Here is a 16,672-nt window from a genome sequence, read left to right as displayed (position 1 = left end):
TGAGCAGATTGATATCAACGCCGGCGGGAAGTACGGCAACATCGGCCTGAAGGACACCCTGCTGGGGAACGCTGCGTCGATTACCGCGCAGGATGGCCTGTCGCTTGAGGCGGGTAAAAACATCACCGTTACCGGGGCGAACCTGGCCTCCGGCGGCGATATGCTGCTGAACGCGTGGGGCGATATTGCCGTCAACGCGAATCAGATCAACGACGCATTCAGCTCCAGCCGGGAGAAAACCAGCCGTTCCTCCGTCACGTATCAGGGAAGTAACGTCAGTGCGGGCGGCAACCTGCTGGTGAATGCCGGGCACAACCTTGACGTGACCGCCAGCGACCTGAAGGCGGGCGGCAGCGCGGGGCTGAGCGCGGGCAACGATCTGAACCTGAACGCGGAGCAAACCAGTGAAAGCAGCCGGAAAGGGAAAAGCGAGTCCCACAGCACCGGGCTCGACCGCACCACGATTTCCGCAGGCGATAACCTGGTCCTGAAGGCCGGGCAGGATATCAACGCCCGGGCCGCCGCGCTGGCGGCGGAGAAAAGCGTCGGGCTGCAGGCGGGTCGCGACGTGAATCTGGCTGCGGAAGAGACCACGCAGGGCGACAGTTATAAATCAGGCCGTAAAAAAGTGATTAACGAGTCGGTTCGCCAGTCGGGAACCGACATCACTGCGGGCGGGAATGTGACTGTTATCGCCGGACGGGATGTAACGGCACAGGCTGCAGATGTCTATGCCGCAGGCAATACAGCCGTGGCCGCCGGGCGGGATATCACCCTTTCCACTGCGACGGAAAGTGACTATACGTACCGGGAGGAGAAAAAGACGTCCGGTGGGTTCCTCAGCAAGAAAACCACTCACACCATCCACGAAGAGACGCATACGCGTGAGAAAGGTACGCAGCTTTCCGGTGACAACGTTGCTCTCCGGGCTGGTAACAACCTGACGGTGCAGGGCTCATCAGTTGCCGCTGAGCGCGATGTGGCCCTGAAGGCTGGAAATGATCTGACCGTGGAGGCAGCAACCAACACCGACACGTACTACGACATGAAAAAGACGAAGAAATCCGGCGTTTTCTCCAGCGGGTCGGGATTGGGTATCACCATCGGGTCGCAGTCTTCAAAAAGCACCCGACAGGGGGCAAATACAACGCAGAGCGATGCCCGCAGCACGGTGGGCACTGCTGGCGGTAATGTCATCATCAGCGCCGGAAATGACGTCCAGTTGAGCGCGGCAGATGTGGTTGCCGGAAGAGCGAAGGATGATTCCTCCCGCAAAACCGGCCATATCGATATCACTGGCGACAGCATTGCCATCCTTCCTGGACGGGATACGACCACTGAGTCCATGAAGCAGGAGTCCAAATCGTCTGGCGTCACGGTCAGTGTGAAAGCGCCATTTGAAGACACTGTGCGTAACGTGCGCGATATCGTTCGTGGTAAGGGCAACAGTGGCAACAGCACCGTCGATAAAGTGAAGGGGCTGGGGGCGGAAGGCGGTGCGCTCGCGCTTGACGGACCAGGCCAGATGATGGCCATTTCCGCAGGAAGCACCCGCTCTTCCTCTGAGTCGCACTACGAGGGCGAGTTTAACAGCGGCAGCCATCTTGCCGCCGCAGGCAATATCCAGATGACTGCCACCGGTAAACAGGGAGGCAGCAATAGCGGCAATATCCTGATTGCCGGAAGCCAGGCTAAGGCCGGTGAAACGGTGATCCTCGATGCGAAACGCGACGTTGATATCACCACCTCCACAGACAGCGAGAAATACGGCAGCAGCACTAAAAATAGCGGCTGGAATCTTTCGAGCGACCTGAGCGCCGGAAGTGCTGTTCGCGCCATCTCGGGTGGGGGTTCCCACGGCAATCAGCTCCTGCCGGGTGGGATGAGCAAGGCGGAGAGCAACAGTAGCGGCACCCGGACCACACAAAACGCGTCGGTCATTCAGGGCTCAGATATTTACGTTAACAGTCGTGACGGCAGCGTGAATATCAGCGGCAGCCTGATGACCGCCACGGACGATCTTCTGCTGTCAGCCACAAATGGAGATATCTCCGTTTCTGCCGGACGCGATACATCGCGCAGTGAGAGCAGCGGCAGCAGCAAATTGCTGGGGACTCTGGGAGGCGATGGTTACAGCGCCACGGCAGGCTACCGCCATGAAAAAAACAGCAGTCGGGAAGATAGCAGCCTCGAAAACGGATTGCGCAGCCAGCTAAGCAGCAAAAACGGTAGCGTTGTCGCGCAGGCCGGTAACGATCTCTCCCTGTCAGGTACGGATATCCGTGCTGGTAAATCGGTCTCACTCAGTGGCGAAAATGTCCTCATGGGGGTGAGCCGGGATACCCGTGACGGTGAAAACCACAGCAGCAGCGCCCAGTATGGTGTGACGGCATCTGCTGGGGGCTGGGCTGTTGAGGCTGCTAAAGCCGCTGAGACGGCTGCCCGCAGCGCAGAAAACGGCGATGATCCACGGCTGACCGCCATCAGAACAGGCCAGTCGGCGGCAACCGCGGCGCAGGGCGCTATGTCGGACTCGTCGCTCATCAAGGCTAAAGTGTCTTTAACGGCGGGGACGTCATCTCAGGACAGTCGTTACCACAGTACCGACACGCAGGGCACCACCATTAATGCCGGCGAGAATGTCTCAGTTCGTGCCGGAAATGACATTGCCGGTATGGGGGTACAGATCGCGGGTAAACACGTGGCGCTGGATGCGGGGCGGGATATTCTGCTGTCTGCCTCCCAGAACACAACCCACTCTGAGAGTAAAAACAGCGGCAGCCAGTTCAGCGTCGGTGTCGGTGTGAGCCTGATTGGTGCGCAAAACGGCATCTCGGTGGAACTGGGAGCGTCACAGCATAAGGGCAAGGAAAACAGCCAGTCGCAGCGCAATACGAACAGCGTTGTCCATGCTGATGAACAGCTTACGGTGAACAGCGGACGCGACACCACCCTGAAAGGTGCGGAGCTGGAAGGTAACCGTGTGGTGGTCAACACCGGGCGCGATCTCACCATCAGCAGCGTGCAGGATACGGCCAGTTATGACAGCAAGCAGTCTTCGTCAGGCGCGTCCCTCAGCCTGTGCATACCGCCGCTGTGTTATGGTGCGTCTTCCGGTAGCGTCAGTGCATCGGGTGAGAATATCACCCAGAATGGTAAGAGCGTCGCTGAACAGAGCGGGATATTCGCAGGCAAGGGCGGCTTTGCTGTCACCACCGGAAATCATACCCAGCTTGACGGCGCGGTGATTGCATCCACGGCGTCTGCAGATAAAAATAGCCTCGACACGGGTACGCTGGGTTTCAGTAATCTCCACAACGAGAGCCAGACCAGCGGCAACGGCTATACGGTGGCGCTTTCCGGCAGCGCGGGCGGCAGCGGAAACGGTGAAAACCGCAACCTGGCACCGGCCATCGGTACGGGCCAGGCAGAAGAGAGCCACACCGGGACGACCTCATCAGCGGTGAGTGGCGGTAGCATTGTCATTCGCAACCCGGCGGGACAGAAACAGGATATTGCTGACCTGAGCCGTGATACGGCTGACGCCCACCACGGCGTGGACGTGAACGGTGATGTGCAGAAGGTCAGGGATAACCTGGCGGTCCAGAGCGAAGGCGCGGCCCTGGCTACCTCTGCGCTGGATGCTTACGGCAAGTATGCGGAGCAGAAAGCGCGGGAATCCAATGCGGCGCTGGGCGCGAAGCTGGCATCTGAAGGAAAACTGCAGGGCGATACGCCGCAGGAGCAGGAAGCGTTCCTGAAGACGCAGCCCGGATATCAGAATACCGAGTACGGCCCGGGGAGTGCCTTCTGGACGAAGGGCAGCGCAGCGGCAGGATTACTGGCAGGTGCGCTTGGCGGTAACCTGAAGGCAGGCGCGGCAGCGGGGGCGGCCCCTCTGCTGGCGACCCTGGTCAAGGAGCAGAAAGACCCGACAGCCCGTGCCGCGCTGCACGGTATTGTGGCGGCGGCGCTGACGCAGCTGAGTGGCGGGAGCAGTACGGATGGCCTGAAGGCTGGTGCCATTGGAGCCATTACGGCCTCGGCGATGACCGACCACCTGGTCAGCGCGCTGTATGGAGATAAAAAATCCAGTGACCTGACTGCAGAGGAGAAACGGCTGGTCAGTAGCCTCGTGAGTATCGCGGGTGGGCTGGCAGGCGCTGCGGTGACGGATGGCAGTGTCTCCATGGCGGCGACGGCGTCTGAAACGGCGAAGGTGGAGGTTGAGAATAACTCGCTGAGTCCTGGCCATGACGAGGAAGAGCTTGAAAAAGAGCACGGCGACCGGTTGCCAAAAGTTCATAACATTGCCAGGCCCGGGGTGTTGTTTGACGAAGATGGCAAGCCGCTTCCTGGAACTGCTGGTCTTGGCATTGGGGCAGTTCCTATTAAAAATGGTGGTGGGGTCGGTAAAGATATTATCCCACTGGGTCGAGGTTCAACCGGAAGGACCACACCAAACTCTTTAGGGGAGAAATTGTCTATGGAGCAGGCTATGTCTAATCCTGCTGCAGGTCATCAATTGCCTGTAATTATGACGGACCCAAGATGGCCAAGAGCTGATGGTTGGGTAAAAATGGCTCAAAACGTCAATGGAGTTGAAGTTCATTATGTTCGTAATACAAAAACAGGACAGGTTGATGACTTCAAATTTAAATAGGACCTTATAAATGTTAGTTCTATGTCGCTCAATTTCAGGAAAAGCATTACCTGAAAATGTAAGAATTATGGGGGAAACGGATGAAACTGACTTCTCACCTTTGCAACCAGACCAGCAATATAAGGTTTATGGGTTGATGTTCTTCGCATCCAGAATAGATTTTTTAGTTTGCCCTCCATCAGGTGGTCCGATGTGGGTTCCATCAAACCTATTTGATGTTGTAGAAGATGAAATTCCTCTCGGGTGGGGATGTGTCCTTACTGAAAGAAGTGAAGGGTATGCCGATTTATCTGAGGCTTTTGGGATTCATTCAATCTGTGGATATCTTGAGCTGATAAGGTCGTACTCACATTACGTTGGGATACTTGAACGTGATCCGGAAGAGCTAAAGGTTTTTTATTCTCAATAGCAAAAAGATCCCGCCTTTCGAGCCGGGATCTTTTTACCTGTCAGCCCTTGGTCGGTTTGATCACCAGCCGTCCTTGCTCCACGCTGACCGTGACCGGCATGTCGGTGCTGAATCCCGCCTCTACCAGCCAGTTATCATTAAGGCGCAGGCTGGGATGCGGGAATAGTACGTGGTCGTTCGGCTTATTGGGAACAGTCTACAGGTACTGTTGTAATTCGTTATCAGAAAGCATCTGATGGCAGAACGTCTTTTAGACCGGTAAACGGTAGGACATACTTTGATAATTTGAGGTGATGAATGGATGTAATATCTGTTGCAGGGAAACAAGCTCAATTAACTCTTGGTGAGAATGAGTTATTAATCCTGAATTCAGCTTTGAATGAGATTTGTAATGGTATCTCTGTTCCTGAGTTTGAAACCAGAATAGGGGCTTCGAAAGAAGAGGTCTGTACATTACTTAGTCAAATAGGCTGTATTTTAGACAATATGATCGCTTAAAAAGAATCCCGGCCATCGCACCGGGATCTTCTTTTAGCCGTCAGGCTCACCTAAAATGCCCGTCCCGGTGCTTCATCACCAGCACATCGCCGGTATCGTTCAGCACTCCCGGAAACCCTTCCAGCTACCGTAACATCTTTGGCCTGTTAATACTGGCGACGCTCAGCCCCTCGAGCTGCACCACGCTGGGTTTCAGTAATCTCCACAACGAGAGCCAGACCAGCGGCAACGGCTACATGGTGGCGCTTTCCGGCAGCGCGGGCGGCAGCGGCAACGGTGAAAACCGCAACCTGGCACCGGCCATCGGTACGGGCCAGGCAGAAGAGAGCCACACCGGCACGACCTCATCAGCGGTGAGTGGCGGTAGCATTGTCATTCGCAACCCGGCGGGACAGAAACAGGATATTGCTGACCTGAGCCGTGATACGGCTGACGCCCACCACGGCGTGGACGTGAACGGTGATGTGCAGAAGGTCAGGGATAACCTGGCGGTCCAGAGCGAAGGCGCGGCCCTGGCTACCTCTGCGCTGGATGCTTACGGCAAGTATGCGGAGCAGAAAGCGCGGGAATCCAATGCGGCGCTGGGCGCGAAGCTGGCATCTGAAGGAAAACTGCAGGGCGATACGCCGCAGGAGCAGGAAGCGTTCCTGAAGACGCAGCCCGGATATCAGAATACCGAGTACGGCCCGGGGAGTGCCTTCTGGACGAAGGGCAGCGCAGCGGCAGGATTACTGGCAGGTGCGCTTGGCGGTAACCTGAAGGCAGGCGCGGCAGCGGGGGCGGCCCCTCTGCTGGCGACCCTGGTCAAGGAGCAGAAAGACCCGACAGCCCGTGCCGCGCTGCACGGTATTGTGGCGGCGGCGCTGACGCAGCTGAGTGGCGGGAGCAGTACGGATGGCCTGAAGGCCGGTGCTATAGGGGCCATTACGGCCTCGGCGATGACCGACCATCTGGTCAGTGCGCTGTATGGAGATAAAAAATCCAGTGACCTGACGCCAGAGGAGAAACGGCTGGTCAGTAAGTCTCGTGAGTATCGCGGGTGGTCTGGCGGGCGCTGCGGTGACGGATGGTAGCGTCTCCATGGCGGCGATGGCGTCGGAAACGGCGAAGGTGGAGGTTGAGAATAACTCGCTGAGTGTCGTTATACAGGGCGGTAAACTGGCTGCACAGGGATGTCTGAAAATTTCTGCTTGCCGTGATCGCCTGGTTGCCAGTGGTCTGGGTGCTTTACTGGGGATTGGTGCATCCACATCAGCAATGGATACATTGTCACAAGATGAGCAGTTGCATCTGATCTATGTGGCCTCGCTCAATGATCCTTCCCAGCTCAGTCAGTTAAATGATGCTCAGAAAGCGGCCTATGAGTCCCTGACAGGTAAGACGATCACCAGTACTGGTGGTACGCAGGTCATCAACCCGGGACCATCAAACACTGGTGGAGACCAGACTGTAACCGGAAATACGCCCTCCAACACAGGGAATGATAGTGTAGCAACCGGAGGGATAAATCATACTGGTAATACCAACGGTGATGGAGCGTCAAACAATAATGGCTGGACGACAACTACGCCGGTTCCGGATTCTCCTTCAATGGATGATCTTTTCTATCAGAACGAGAAGATCCCCGGCCTTGAAAATGTTCGCCCTGAAAATCCCGGTTATCCAGCCAATCAGAGTGTTATTGAAAAAATGAACGAACCTAAGTTTATTGCCTGGATAGGCAATACAGATTGTACGGATTGCTCAGATATCGCACCTAAGCTTCTCGATGCAGCTGGCGGGCACGGGAAAATTATTGAAGCAAGGCCGACGACTCCGTACAATTTAAATGTGTATGAAAATGGAAAAATTGTACATGAACAAGCTTTCCATCAGGTTTATACCGATGGTCAGTATGTTTACGATCCAAGAGTGTCCTTAAAACCGATTCCTAAAGGAGATTGGGAAAAACATATCAAATCTATAAATCAGGGAAGTGTTACGATCTCTGATAAATTACAGGGGTTAAAATAATGTTTCCGATAGGTAAGAAAGAAACTATCTTGTTGGACTTCATTGGTTCTCTTGGAAAACTGGAGTGGTTACATTATCAGAGCCGTATCGAAGATGAATGGATAAATGACCATTTTGAAAAAATTGATCGCTCTAAGTACCCTCCTTATACCAGTTTTCGTTTTGAAAAAGAGGTTCCAGAAGTTATTACCTTACTGGAAGATGCGATTCAATCATATAAAGGTAAAGTTGAGTGGTGTATGACCCATCATCCGAAAGAGTATGGTACTGGTGTTAATCATCGTATTTTGCCTACATTTGTTAAGAATCTCAGAGTCAGTGAAGGTATGGAGGATGTTAACGAGTATATTGAAAACCATTATCCTGATTTTGGCCCAATCGCCTATGAAGATCTTGTTGGACTGACGGAGCATGTTCAATCAGTTTTCAAAAATGCTGGATATGATGCATAAATTTTCTTTATATGCTCTGTAATAATATTTTGATATGAAGCCTTAACCCGTTATGCGTACGGACGGAAAGAAGTGTCAGGTGACTATTTTAATGAGAATGCCTTAATAATAATGGCTAGCGCCACCAATCCTGGCATCTGTGCATTTCTTTGTTTTGTAGACCCGGTAAGCGAAGCGCCACCGGGCCATGGCAGATTAATATTGACTCATCACCCTTTCGGGAACACCCAAACATGCTTCTCAGGCAACGAAAGATGGCAGTGCTGCGGATCCCGAACCTCATGCCCATACGCGCGGATCACAAAATCATCTCCCACCGTGCGGAACAGGTACTCCCAGCGGTCGCCGAGATACATGCTGGTGAGCAGCGGCAGCTCAAGCTGATTTTCCCCTGGTCCCTCGACCACCGCCACGCGCTCGACGCGGATCACCGCAGTGCCTTCATCACCACTCTGTACCCCTTCACCGGCCTGACCCCACAGCACCCAGCCTTTCCCCTCGATACGCGCTTTGCCGTCGCGCACTTCGGTGACCTTGCCGTGCAGGCGGTTGTTGCTGCCCATAAACTCGGCGGTAAACAGCGTTTTCGGCGAGCCGTACATCTCCTGCGGCGTGCCCTGTTGCTCAATTTTGCCGTTGTTAAGCAGCAGGATGCGGTCGGAAATCGACATCGCTTCGTTCTGGTCGTGCGTCACCATCAGCGCGGATAGCCCGAGCTTGATAATCAGCTCGCGCAGGAACACGCGGGCCTCTTCGCGCAGCTTGGCGTCGAGGTTAGAGAGCGGTTCGTCCAGCAAAATCACCGGCGGGTTGTACACCAGCGCACGGCCAATCGCCACGCGCTGCTGCTGCCCACCGGAGAGCTGGTGCGGGTGGCGTTTGCCAAGATGGCCCAAACCCAGCTGGTCCAGCACGTCCTGCACGCGCTGCTGGATCTCTTTGGCCGGGACTTTACGCAGCTTGAGCGGATAGGCCACGTTCTCAAACACGGTCTTGTGCGGCCACAGGGCATAGGACTGGAATACCAGCCCAAGGTTACGCTCTTCCGCCGGGATCTCACTGCGCGGCGTGCCGTCGTAAACTTTATTATTGCCAATGACAATCGACCCCTGCGTCGGTTTTTCCAGACCCGCAACGGCGCGCAGGAGGGTGGTTTTACCGCTGCCGGAGGGGCCTAACAGGGAGACCACTTCGCCGCGCTTCAGGTTCATGGAGACACCTTTTAAAACAGGATTGTCGCCGTAGGTTAAGTGCAGATCGTCAACCGCTAATTCAATCATGTATTTTCACTCCGAAACGAAGGGCAATGCCCAGACCTACCACGACCAGCAGGATGTTAATGAAAGAGAGCGCCGCCACGATATCGATGGCACCCGCGGCCCAGAGGGAAACCAGCATCGAGCCGATGGTCTCCGTGCCGGGTGAAAGCAGGTACACACCCGTTGAATATTCGCGCTCAAAGATCAGGAACATCAGCAGCCACGAACCGATAAGACCGTAGCGGGAGAGCGGGATGGTGACGTGGCGGGTGATCTGCCCGCGCGTCGCCCCGGTGCTGCGCGCCGCTTCCTCAAGCTCTGGCCCTACCTGCAGCAGCGTGGAAGAGATCAGCCTCAGCCCGTAAGCCATCCACACCACGGTATAGGCCAGCCAGACGCTGAAAATGGTGCTGCGCAGCGAACGCAGCCAGACGATGACGTTCTCACGCATCCAGTCGGTCCAGGCGAACCCGGAAAGCCAGCCGGATTTCAGCGAGTTATCCAGCCACATCGGCAGGAACAGGAACACCCACAGGAACGCCAGACCCGCCAGCAGGCCAGGCACGGCGCGCGGCACCAGCACGCTGTAGTCCAGAAAACGCGTGGTGTTGTCCGGCTTGCGGTGCATGGCAATGCCGACAAACAGGTAGCACACCACGGCCAGCGCGCCGCCAATCACGCCAATCGCCATGGAGTTGACGATGGCGCGCAGCAGGTTGGGCTGCGCCCAGATGGTGCGGAAGGTGTTCAGAGAAAGCTCGTCCCACAGCGAAACGCCCACGCCCCAGTTGGAGATAAACGCGCGCAATACCACGCCGAGCAGCGGAACGCCGATGGTGACGGTGAGCCAGAAGGCAATCACTCCGCCAGCCACCCAGCGCCATTTACCCAGCGGCAGCGCGCGGGCCTGCGAAGCCTTGCCCTTCATGGTGACGAAGCGGTTGGCGGTGCGCATCAGGCGACGCTGGAGCATCACCAGCGGGATGGTGATGCAGATCAGCACCACGGCAACCGCCGCCATCAGGTTATAGGATGGGGTGCCCATCTTGTTCGTCAGCTTATAGAGATAGGTCGCCAGCACCATGTTGCCTTCCGGGTCGCCGAGGACCAGCATCAGGCCGAACACTTCCAGCCCGAGGAAGAACAGCAGCACGGTGGCGTACAGAATGGACGGGCGCACCATCGGCAGGCTGACGGAGGTCATGACCTGCCAGGGCGACGCGCCCGCGGTGCGTGCGGCTTCTTCCACATCGGAGCCCACGCTGCGCAGCGCTGACGAGATATACAGATAGGCGTGCGGGACGTGCGTCAGGCCGGCGATGACCACAATGCTCGACATGTCGTAGATATTCCACGGCACAAAACCAATCAGCGCCTGAGCCCACTGGGAGAGAAAGCCCACCGGACCGGCGGCCACCACGTAGCCAAAGCCCAGCACCATCGGTGAAACGAAGATCGGGACCAGGATCAGCGGCTCAATCAGCCGGCGGCCGGGCAGGTCGGTACGCACCATCAGAAACGCCAGCACGCCGCCCAGCGGAATGGAGATAAAGACCAGCCCGAAAGCAAGAATAAAGCCGCTTTTCAGGGCCTTATAAAAATCAGGGTCGGTGAAAATAAATTCAAATGATTCAAAGCTCCACTCTTTTGACGGCGAAAAGAACGGGGCGGACAGGAAGCTCTGTATCACGATAAACGACAGCGGCGTATAGATAACCAGGGCGGTTATCAGCACGACGATGCCTCGCGGCAGGCTTTGCCACTTTCTGCGTAATGTATTCATGGGGTATCCCTGGTGTTGCGGCCCAGAAAAACGAACTCAGTCGATAAGGGAGCGCGGCGGCCTGCGCCGCGCTCAGACGCTTATTTACCGGCGGCGGTACGCCACTCTTTGATGTACTCCAGGCGTTTTTTCGGCTGCAGGTATTCCAGCAGCGTTTCATCAACCGGAATTGGCTTCAGCGCGTTGCCGAGGATTTTGGTCAGGCCGTCGATATCGTTTTTCCCTTCGATATCGTTACGAATGGAGGGAATATCCGCCTGATTGGCCAGAATGTTTTGCCCTTGTTCAGACAGCACATAGTCCAGCCACAGCTTCGCGGCGTTGCTGTTTTGCGATTGCTGGCTGATGAACGACACGCGCGACAGCACCAGGGTGTAATCTTTTGGATAGGAAATGCCGAGCGAAGGATCGTTCTTCGCGCGCGCTTCCGCGTAGGACCCGAGGATGTTGAAGCCGATCAGGTTTTCACCGGAGGAGACCCGCTCCATCATGGTGCCGGTAGACGACTGCACCGATAAGCCACCTTTGGCGACGTCGGCCAGGGTTTTGAAGTAATTAGGATCGGCGTTGTGATCCTGAACCGAGAGCATAAAGCCCAGACCCGATTTTTCGATGTCGTAGGTGGTGACTTTGCCCTTGAATTTGTCCGTCTGGCTGGCAATCAGCTTCGCCAGCGCGGCGTGAGAATCCGGCACGTCGCCAGCCGGGATCAGGCGCTTGTTGTAGATAAAGACCACCGGCTCATAGGTAGTGCCATAAGCCTTATCCTTCCAGACCGCCCATTTCGGCAGCTGGCTTTGCTCCGGTGATTTATACTCCATGGCGTAGTCGGTGGCGAGCTTCAGGCCGGTGTCCATAGAGGAGCTCCAGACCACGTCGCCGCTCACGCCACCGGAGGCCTGTTCGCTGATGAAGCGGTTGTACAGCTCGGTGCTGTTCATGTCGTTGTATTCGACTTTAATGCCCGGGTAGGTTTTTTCGAAGCCCTGGATCAGCGGTCCCGCGGCCTTGATGTCGGTGGTGGAGTAAATAACAACCTTGCCCTCTTTCGTTGCGGCATCAACAACTTTTTGATACTCAGCAGGATAGCCCTGAGGCAGGGCAGAGAGTGCAGAAGCAGAGAACAGTACAGTAGCGGTAAGCAGAGAAATTCGGAACGTGTTCGACATTATAGTTAACCTTTTAGTTACATTTGAGGAACTAATTGTCAACATAGCGTATCGGGCTCCACCCACAAGAGGGTGAAGCGGGCAATGATTCCGAAGTGTGATTGTCGCCGTCGTTTCAGCAATTAACACCATAAAATCCGCGAACGTTAGGCTGTGAACGATTCTGGATTACGGTTTATCGGGCGCTTTGCGGTATAACCTTCGCGGATGACCTATATTGCCATACAGCATTTCGACGCTGATTAACCCGCTCTCCACGCAGTATTCAAGGTAGCGACGCCCCGTGGTTTTGCTGATCCCCACGTTTTCCACCACCTCTTCAACCGACATCGCGGTATCGGGATGCTCGGCGAACAGGTTTTTAATCCGTTCCAGCGTCTGGGGTTCAATGCCCTTCGTCGACGGCGTAATGGAGGCTTCCGCGGCGGGAAGATTAAACAGGCGATCCAGCGCATGCTGGTCGACCACCTTCACCTGCTGCACGGTGTGGATGAAACGCATAAACCGTTCCAGCGAGGCGTGCAGGCGCTGGAAAAAGACGGGCTTAATCAGGTAGTCAAACGCGCCGCTGCGCATGGCGTGGCTGCAGGTCTGCATATCGCTGGCGGCGGTGATGAAGATCACCGAGCATTCGTAGCTTTTCAGCAGCGGATTATCGATGAGCTCCACGCCTTTACCGTCCGGGAGATAGTTGTCCAGCAGGATAAGTCGCGGCTGGTACTGACGAATCAGGCTGCATGCCTGCTCAATCGACGCGGCGATGCCCACCACGCGCAGATGGAAATTCTGCTCGATATACTCGCGATGCAGCTCCGCCAGGTGCGGCTCATCTTCAACTATCACAACGTCAAGTGGTCGGGTCATGCTGTCGCCCATTCGGAATAAACACAGAAAAAATAGTGCCCTGCGGCGTGTTGTCGGCAATCTCAATGCTGCCGCCGGCCTTGTCGATATATCCTGCCACCAGAAACAGGCCAATACCGTGCTCGGTACCCACAATGTCGTTTTCGCTGTCCGGCTTGCTGCTGAATCCCTGGCGGAAAATGTGCGGCTTCAACGCATCGTTCACCCCGCAGCCCCGGTCAGCCACCTCGATCAGCAGCTCCTGGTTACGGTCAGAAATGTAGAGTTCTACCGGCGCGTGGACCGGGGCGTTGAGTGTCGCCTCCACGGCGTTATCCAGCAGATTACCAATAATGGACATCAGCTCCGTTTCACTCAGCGCTGCAGGCATCCGGGTGAGCTGGCAGGCGGGGTCAAACAGCAGCTCGATGCCTTTTTCGCGCGCGCTGACGTATTTTCCGAGCAGCAGCCCGCACAGCGCCGGGGAGACAAAATGGGCTGAGACAAAGTCTAGCACGCGCTGCGCGCCTTCTGACTGCACCTGAATGTAACGGATCGCCTCGTCATAGTGTTTCATCTGTAGTAGCCCGACGAGAGTGGCGGTCCAGTTCAGCTGTTCGTGGCGCATAATGCGCAGGTTATCCGCATAGCGTTTGATCTGACTGAGCTGGCTGCTGAGCGTGTTGATGTCATTTTTGTCGCGAAAGCTGTATACCCAACCGCTTTCAACGCCCGGTTCGACCTCAATGGCTACCCGGTTGACGATCACCTCGCGCTGGTTCAGCACCGCAATCTGGTCGTGGCTGCCAGCGCTCACCGAGGCGTAGCGCTGGGATAAAAATCCCGGCGCCGTCTGCAGAATGTCTTCCAGCGGTTTCCCGATAAGTTCATTCTCACTTTGCCGAATATCCAGCATTTCGCGTGCCGCGCGGTTAATTAAAATCAGCTGCTTCTCGCCATTAACGGCAAATACCCCTTCGTACATGGCTTCTAATAGCGCGCGCTGCTGCAAAACCAGCTGAGCGATATCTTTCGGCTCCAGCCGGAACATCTGTTTTTTTAAATTGCGGGTAAACAGCCAGGAGAAAATAAAAAGCAGCAGCAGAAGCGCTGCGCCGTATAGTCCGGACTGCCAGAGAATGCGGGCGTTAATATTGGCAATATACGAGGTCAGATAGCCGACCGAGACAATACCAATCACCTGATGCTGCGCGTTGAAGATGGGCGCTTTGCTGCGTAGCGACACGCCAATCCCGCCCTGACGCACGGAAATAATGGTTTTGCCCTTTAACACCTCCGCATTATCGCCGCCGATCATCGGTAAATTAATACGCTCCGGCGATTCCGAATGATAAAGGTGCTGCTCCTCGGTATCGCCAATCACAATGTAGCTGGCATCGCTTTCGGCGCGCAGCGGCTGAATTAACCGGGCTATTCCCGGAATATCTCTGGCCGCTACCATTGTCGCCAGACCCGGCATCAGCGCGATCTGGCTGGCCTGAACCCGGGCGCGCTGGCCGAGATCGTGATGGAGCTGTCGGTCAATAAAATGGAACAGGATTGTTCCCAGCAGAACTAACAGCAGGCAGGAGAAGCACACCAGCGCTAAAAACAGCTTTACCTGAAAAGAGAGTCTGCGTTTCATTCAACCTGCGGAAGTTATGTAAAAGTGACATTTGCCGAGCCTGACATGGGCCAATAGCGGACGCAATCTGGCGAGAAAAGAGTTGTGACCTGGCTTTTCGTTTTCGGCGTTATAGCCATCAGGATCCCGTAAGGCTATGCTTCATTCAGCACGATAATAATTACAGAGGCAATGTCATGGACAAAGAACTACTGGATGCGGGTTACCGGGCCTATACCGGCGAGAAAATTGACGTTTACTTCAATACCGGGATCTGCAAACACTCAGGTAACTGCGTGCGTGGGAGCGCAAAGCTGTTTAATCTGAAACGTAAGCCGTGGATCATTCCCGATGAAGTGGACGTTGAAACGGTTGTACGCGTGATTGATACCTGCCCGAGCGGTGCGCTGAAGTATCGCCAAAAATAAGCGAGGAACCATGGATATTCTGGAAGGCCATAACAAGTTTTACGTCAATGATGCGAACGGCAACCAGGTTGCGGAGATTGTCTTTGTACCGACCGGCGAGCACCTGAGCATTATCGAGCACACCGATGTGGATGAGAGCCTGAAAGGGCAGGGCGTCGGTAAACAGCTGGTGGCGAAAGTGGTGGAGAAGATGCGCGGTGAGAACCGTAAAATTATCCCGCTGTGCCCGTTCGCGAAGCATGAGTTTGATAAAACGCGGGAATATGACGATATTCGGGCGTAAATAACACCGGCGATGGCCGGTGTTTTTTTATCTTACCTGCTCAAACAGCAATACCATCGCGATCAGCACCATTATCCCTCCTGACGCCATGCTCACCATACGCGCCGCCTGTGGCCGGGTCGCCAGGACCGCTTTCGAACCATACCCCACCAGCAGATAGACCAGCGTACAGGTGATAAGGTGCATCACGCCAAGCGCGGACATCTGCATCGCTATCGACCAGCTTCCGGTCGGGTCGGTAAACTGCGGAAGCAGCGCCAGGAAAAGTAAAAACACTTTCGGGTTAAGGCCGCTAATGCAGAGCCCTTTCACCGCCCACTGTTTCCAGTTTTCCGCATGGTGGGTGGCCTTTTCCGGTGCGGCCGGGTGACGCAACAGTCCGATGCCAAGCCAGAGGAGATACACGGCCCCCGCAACGGTCAGCCCGGTTAACGCCAGCGGATGCTGAGCAATCACTACGCCCACGCCAGCCACCACAATCAGCGTAGCTAACAGATGCCCGGACATTAGCCCCATCACCGCCGGTACCACGCGTCGCCCGTTAATCCCGGCGCTAATGGCGTAGGCCCAGTCGGCGCCCGGCGTCATGATGAGCAGAAAAGAAACCACCCAAAAGCCGGCCACAATACTCATTTCCATCGTTCTGAAAACTCCCGCAGTGCGTCAAATGTTGAGAAAAAGAATATCGCTAACCCTGCGAAATAGGCTTTCAATGTTATGCTCATAACACCGTGAAATTGAGAAAATCTTCCACATGGATAGCATCGATCGAAAAATTCTTGCTGAGCTACAGTCTGATGGCCGTTTATCCCTGACCGAGCTGGCAGAAAGAGTGAATCTGAGCCTCTCGCCGTGCCATCGTCGCGTGCGGGCGCTGGAGCAAAGCGGGGCCATAACGGGATACCGTGCCAGCCTCGACCCCGCCAAAATGGGATTCAACTTCCTGGCGATAGTGTTTGCGACGCTGAAGGAGGGTGACAGAAAGGCGGTTAGCGCGTTTGAAGCGGCGGTGGAGGAAATTCCGCAGATCGTGCTGGCGCAGCGTCTGTTTGGCGATCCCGATTATTTGATGCACGTCGTGACCCGCGACCTGTCCGCTTTCCAGAAACTCTACGACGAGAAGCTCTCCGCCATGCCCGGCGTGCAGCACCTTCGCTCTACGCTTGTGATGAAAACGGTCGTGCAGGACAGACCTTTTCCGCTGGAATCAGCAGGGCGAGACTGAGAGGCATGCCCGGCAGAACGCCG

16 protein-coding genes are annotated in these 16,672 nt (G+C 55.6%); 9 read left to right on the top strand and 7 right to left on the bottom strand.

The window, feature by feature from the left end:
* Together UR289_RS17005 and UR289_RS17000 are read left to right on the top strand one after the other, a co-directional pair.
* A partial coding sequence (locus tag UR289_RS17005) for a hemagglutinin repeat-containing protein (protein WP_320711028.1) occupies positions 1-4,663 on the top strand: 4,663 nt, incomplete at its 5' end.
* A gap of 10 nt (positions 4,664-4,673) precedes the next feature.
* Positions 4,674-5,072: a hypothetical protein gene (locus UR289_RS17000; protein ID WP_126327813.1), complete on the top strand. Its 399-nt coding sequence runs from the start codon at positions 4,674-4,676 to the stop codon at positions 5,070-5,072.
* A 40-nt stretch (positions 5,073-5,112) separates the two neighbouring features.
* Here UR289_RS17000 and UR289_RS16995 read toward each other — a convergent pair whose 3' ends face one another.
* Complete coding sequence (locus UR289_RS16995) at positions 5,113-5,199, bottom strand: SymE family type I addiction module toxin (protein ID WP_224435148.1); 87 nt, start codon at positions 5,197-5,199, stop codon at positions 5,113-5,115.
* A gap of 170 nt (positions 5,200-5,369) precedes the next feature.
* Here UR289_RS16995 and UR289_RS16990 point away from each other — a divergent pair, with 170 nt between their 5' ends.
* From UR289_RS16990 to UR289_RS16975, 4 genes are all read left to right on the top strand, one after another.
* Positions 5,370-5,570 carry a hypothetical protein gene (locus UR289_RS16990; protein ID WP_157189691.1) on the top strand — a complete coding sequence of 67 codons (201 nt, stop codon included), beginning with the start codon at positions 5,370-5,372 and terminating at the stop codon, positions 5,568-5,570.
* Between the two features lie 236 nt (positions 5,571-5,806).
* Positions 5,807-6,643, top strand: a complete 837-nt coding sequence (locus UR289_RS16985) for a hypothetical protein (protein WP_320711027.1) — start codon at positions 5,807-5,809, stop codon at positions 6,641-6,643.
* Entirely contained in the window at positions 6,597-7,583 is a 987-nt protein-coding gene (locus tag UR289_RS16980) for a VENN motif pre-toxin domain-containing protein (RefSeq protein ID WP_320711026.1), read from the top strand. The genes UR289_RS16985 and UR289_RS16980 overlap by 47 nt, the downstream gene beginning before the upstream one ends.
* Positions 7,583-8,035 carry a hypothetical protein gene (locus UR289_RS16975; protein WP_033146464.1) on the top strand — a complete coding sequence of 151 codons (453 nt, stop codon included), beginning with the start codon at positions 7,583-7,585 and terminating at the stop codon, positions 8,033-8,035. Before UR289_RS16980 ends, UR289_RS16975 begins: the two co-directional genes overlap by 1 nt.
* Before the next feature lie 209 nt (positions 8,036-8,244).
* On the opposite strand, the gene UR289_RS16970 is transcribed toward UR289_RS16975, so the two are convergent.
* From UR289_RS16970 to UR289_RS16950, 5 genes are all read right to left on the bottom strand, one after another.
* The gene (locus UR289_RS16970; RefSeq protein ID WP_048975234.1) at positions 8,245-9,315 is read right to left on the bottom strand and encodes an ABC transporter ATP-binding protein; all 1,071 of its coding nucleotides are present in this window, start codon (positions 9,313-9,315) and stop codon (positions 8,245-8,247) included.
* Positions 9,308-11,077 (bottom strand): ABC transporter permease, encoded by a 1,770-nt coding sequence (locus tag UR289_RS16965; protein ID WP_023309073.1) that lies wholly within the window; start codon positions 11,075-11,077, stop codon positions 9,308-9,310. The genes UR289_RS16970 and UR289_RS16965 overlap by 8 nt, the downstream gene beginning before the upstream one ends.
* 80 nt (positions 11,078-11,157) lie before the next feature.
* The gene (locus UR289_RS16960) at positions 11,158-12,246 is read right to left on the bottom strand and encodes an ABC transporter substrate-binding protein (protein WP_023309072.1); all 1,089 of its coding nucleotides are present in this window, start codon (positions 12,244-12,246) and stop codon (positions 11,158-11,160) included.
* Between the two features lie 168 nt (positions 12,247-12,414).
* Positions 12,415-13,110: a response regulator gene (locus UR289_RS16955; protein ID WP_127353301.1), complete on the bottom strand. Its 696-nt coding sequence runs from the start codon at positions 13,108-13,110 to the stop codon at positions 12,415-12,417.
* A complete protein-coding gene (locus UR289_RS16950; RefSeq protein ID WP_320711022.1) occupies positions 13,094-14,734 on the bottom strand; it encodes a sensor histidine kinase in 1,641 nt (546 codons plus the stop codon). Before UR289_RS16950 ends, UR289_RS16955 begins: the two co-directional genes overlap by 17 nt.
* Before the next feature lie 176 nt (positions 14,735-14,910).
* Between UR289_RS16950 and yjdI the strand changes: the two genes are divergently transcribed.
* Entirely contained in the window at positions 14,911-15,141 is a 231-nt protein-coding gene (gene yjdI, locus UR289_RS16945; protein WP_008499689.1) for a 4Fe-4S mono-cluster protein YjdI, read from the top strand.
* 10 nt (positions 15,142-15,151) lie between these two features.
* A complete protein-coding gene (locus UR289_RS16940) occupies positions 15,152-15,424 on the top strand; it encodes a GNAT family N-acetyltransferase (protein WP_008499687.1) in 273 nt (90 codons plus the stop codon).
* A 27-nt stretch (positions 15,425-15,451) separates the two neighbouring features.
* On the opposite strand, the gene UR289_RS16935 is transcribed toward UR289_RS16940, so the two are convergent.
* Positions 15,452-16,063 (bottom strand): LysE family translocator, encoded by a 612-nt coding sequence (locus UR289_RS16935; RefSeq protein ID WP_217071794.1) that lies wholly within the window; start codon positions 16,061-16,063, stop codon positions 15,452-15,454.
* Between the two features lie 115 nt (positions 16,064-16,178).
* Here UR289_RS16935 and UR289_RS16930 point away from each other — a divergent pair, with 115 nt between their 5' ends.
* A complete protein-coding gene (locus tag UR289_RS16930; RefSeq protein ID WP_023309067.1) occupies positions 16,179-16,649 on the top strand; it encodes an Lrp/AsnC family transcriptional regulator in 471 nt (156 codons plus the stop codon).
* Positions 16,650-16,672 lie beyond the last annotated feature (23 nt).

Source organism: Enterobacter sp. 302C9 (genome assembly GCF_034106085.1).
Taxonomy (GTDB): domain Bacteria; phylum Pseudomonadota; class Gammaproteobacteria; order Enterobacterales; family Enterobacteriaceae; genus Enterobacter; species Enterobacter asburiae_B.
This window is presented reverse-complemented; position numbering and strand designations above follow the sequence as displayed.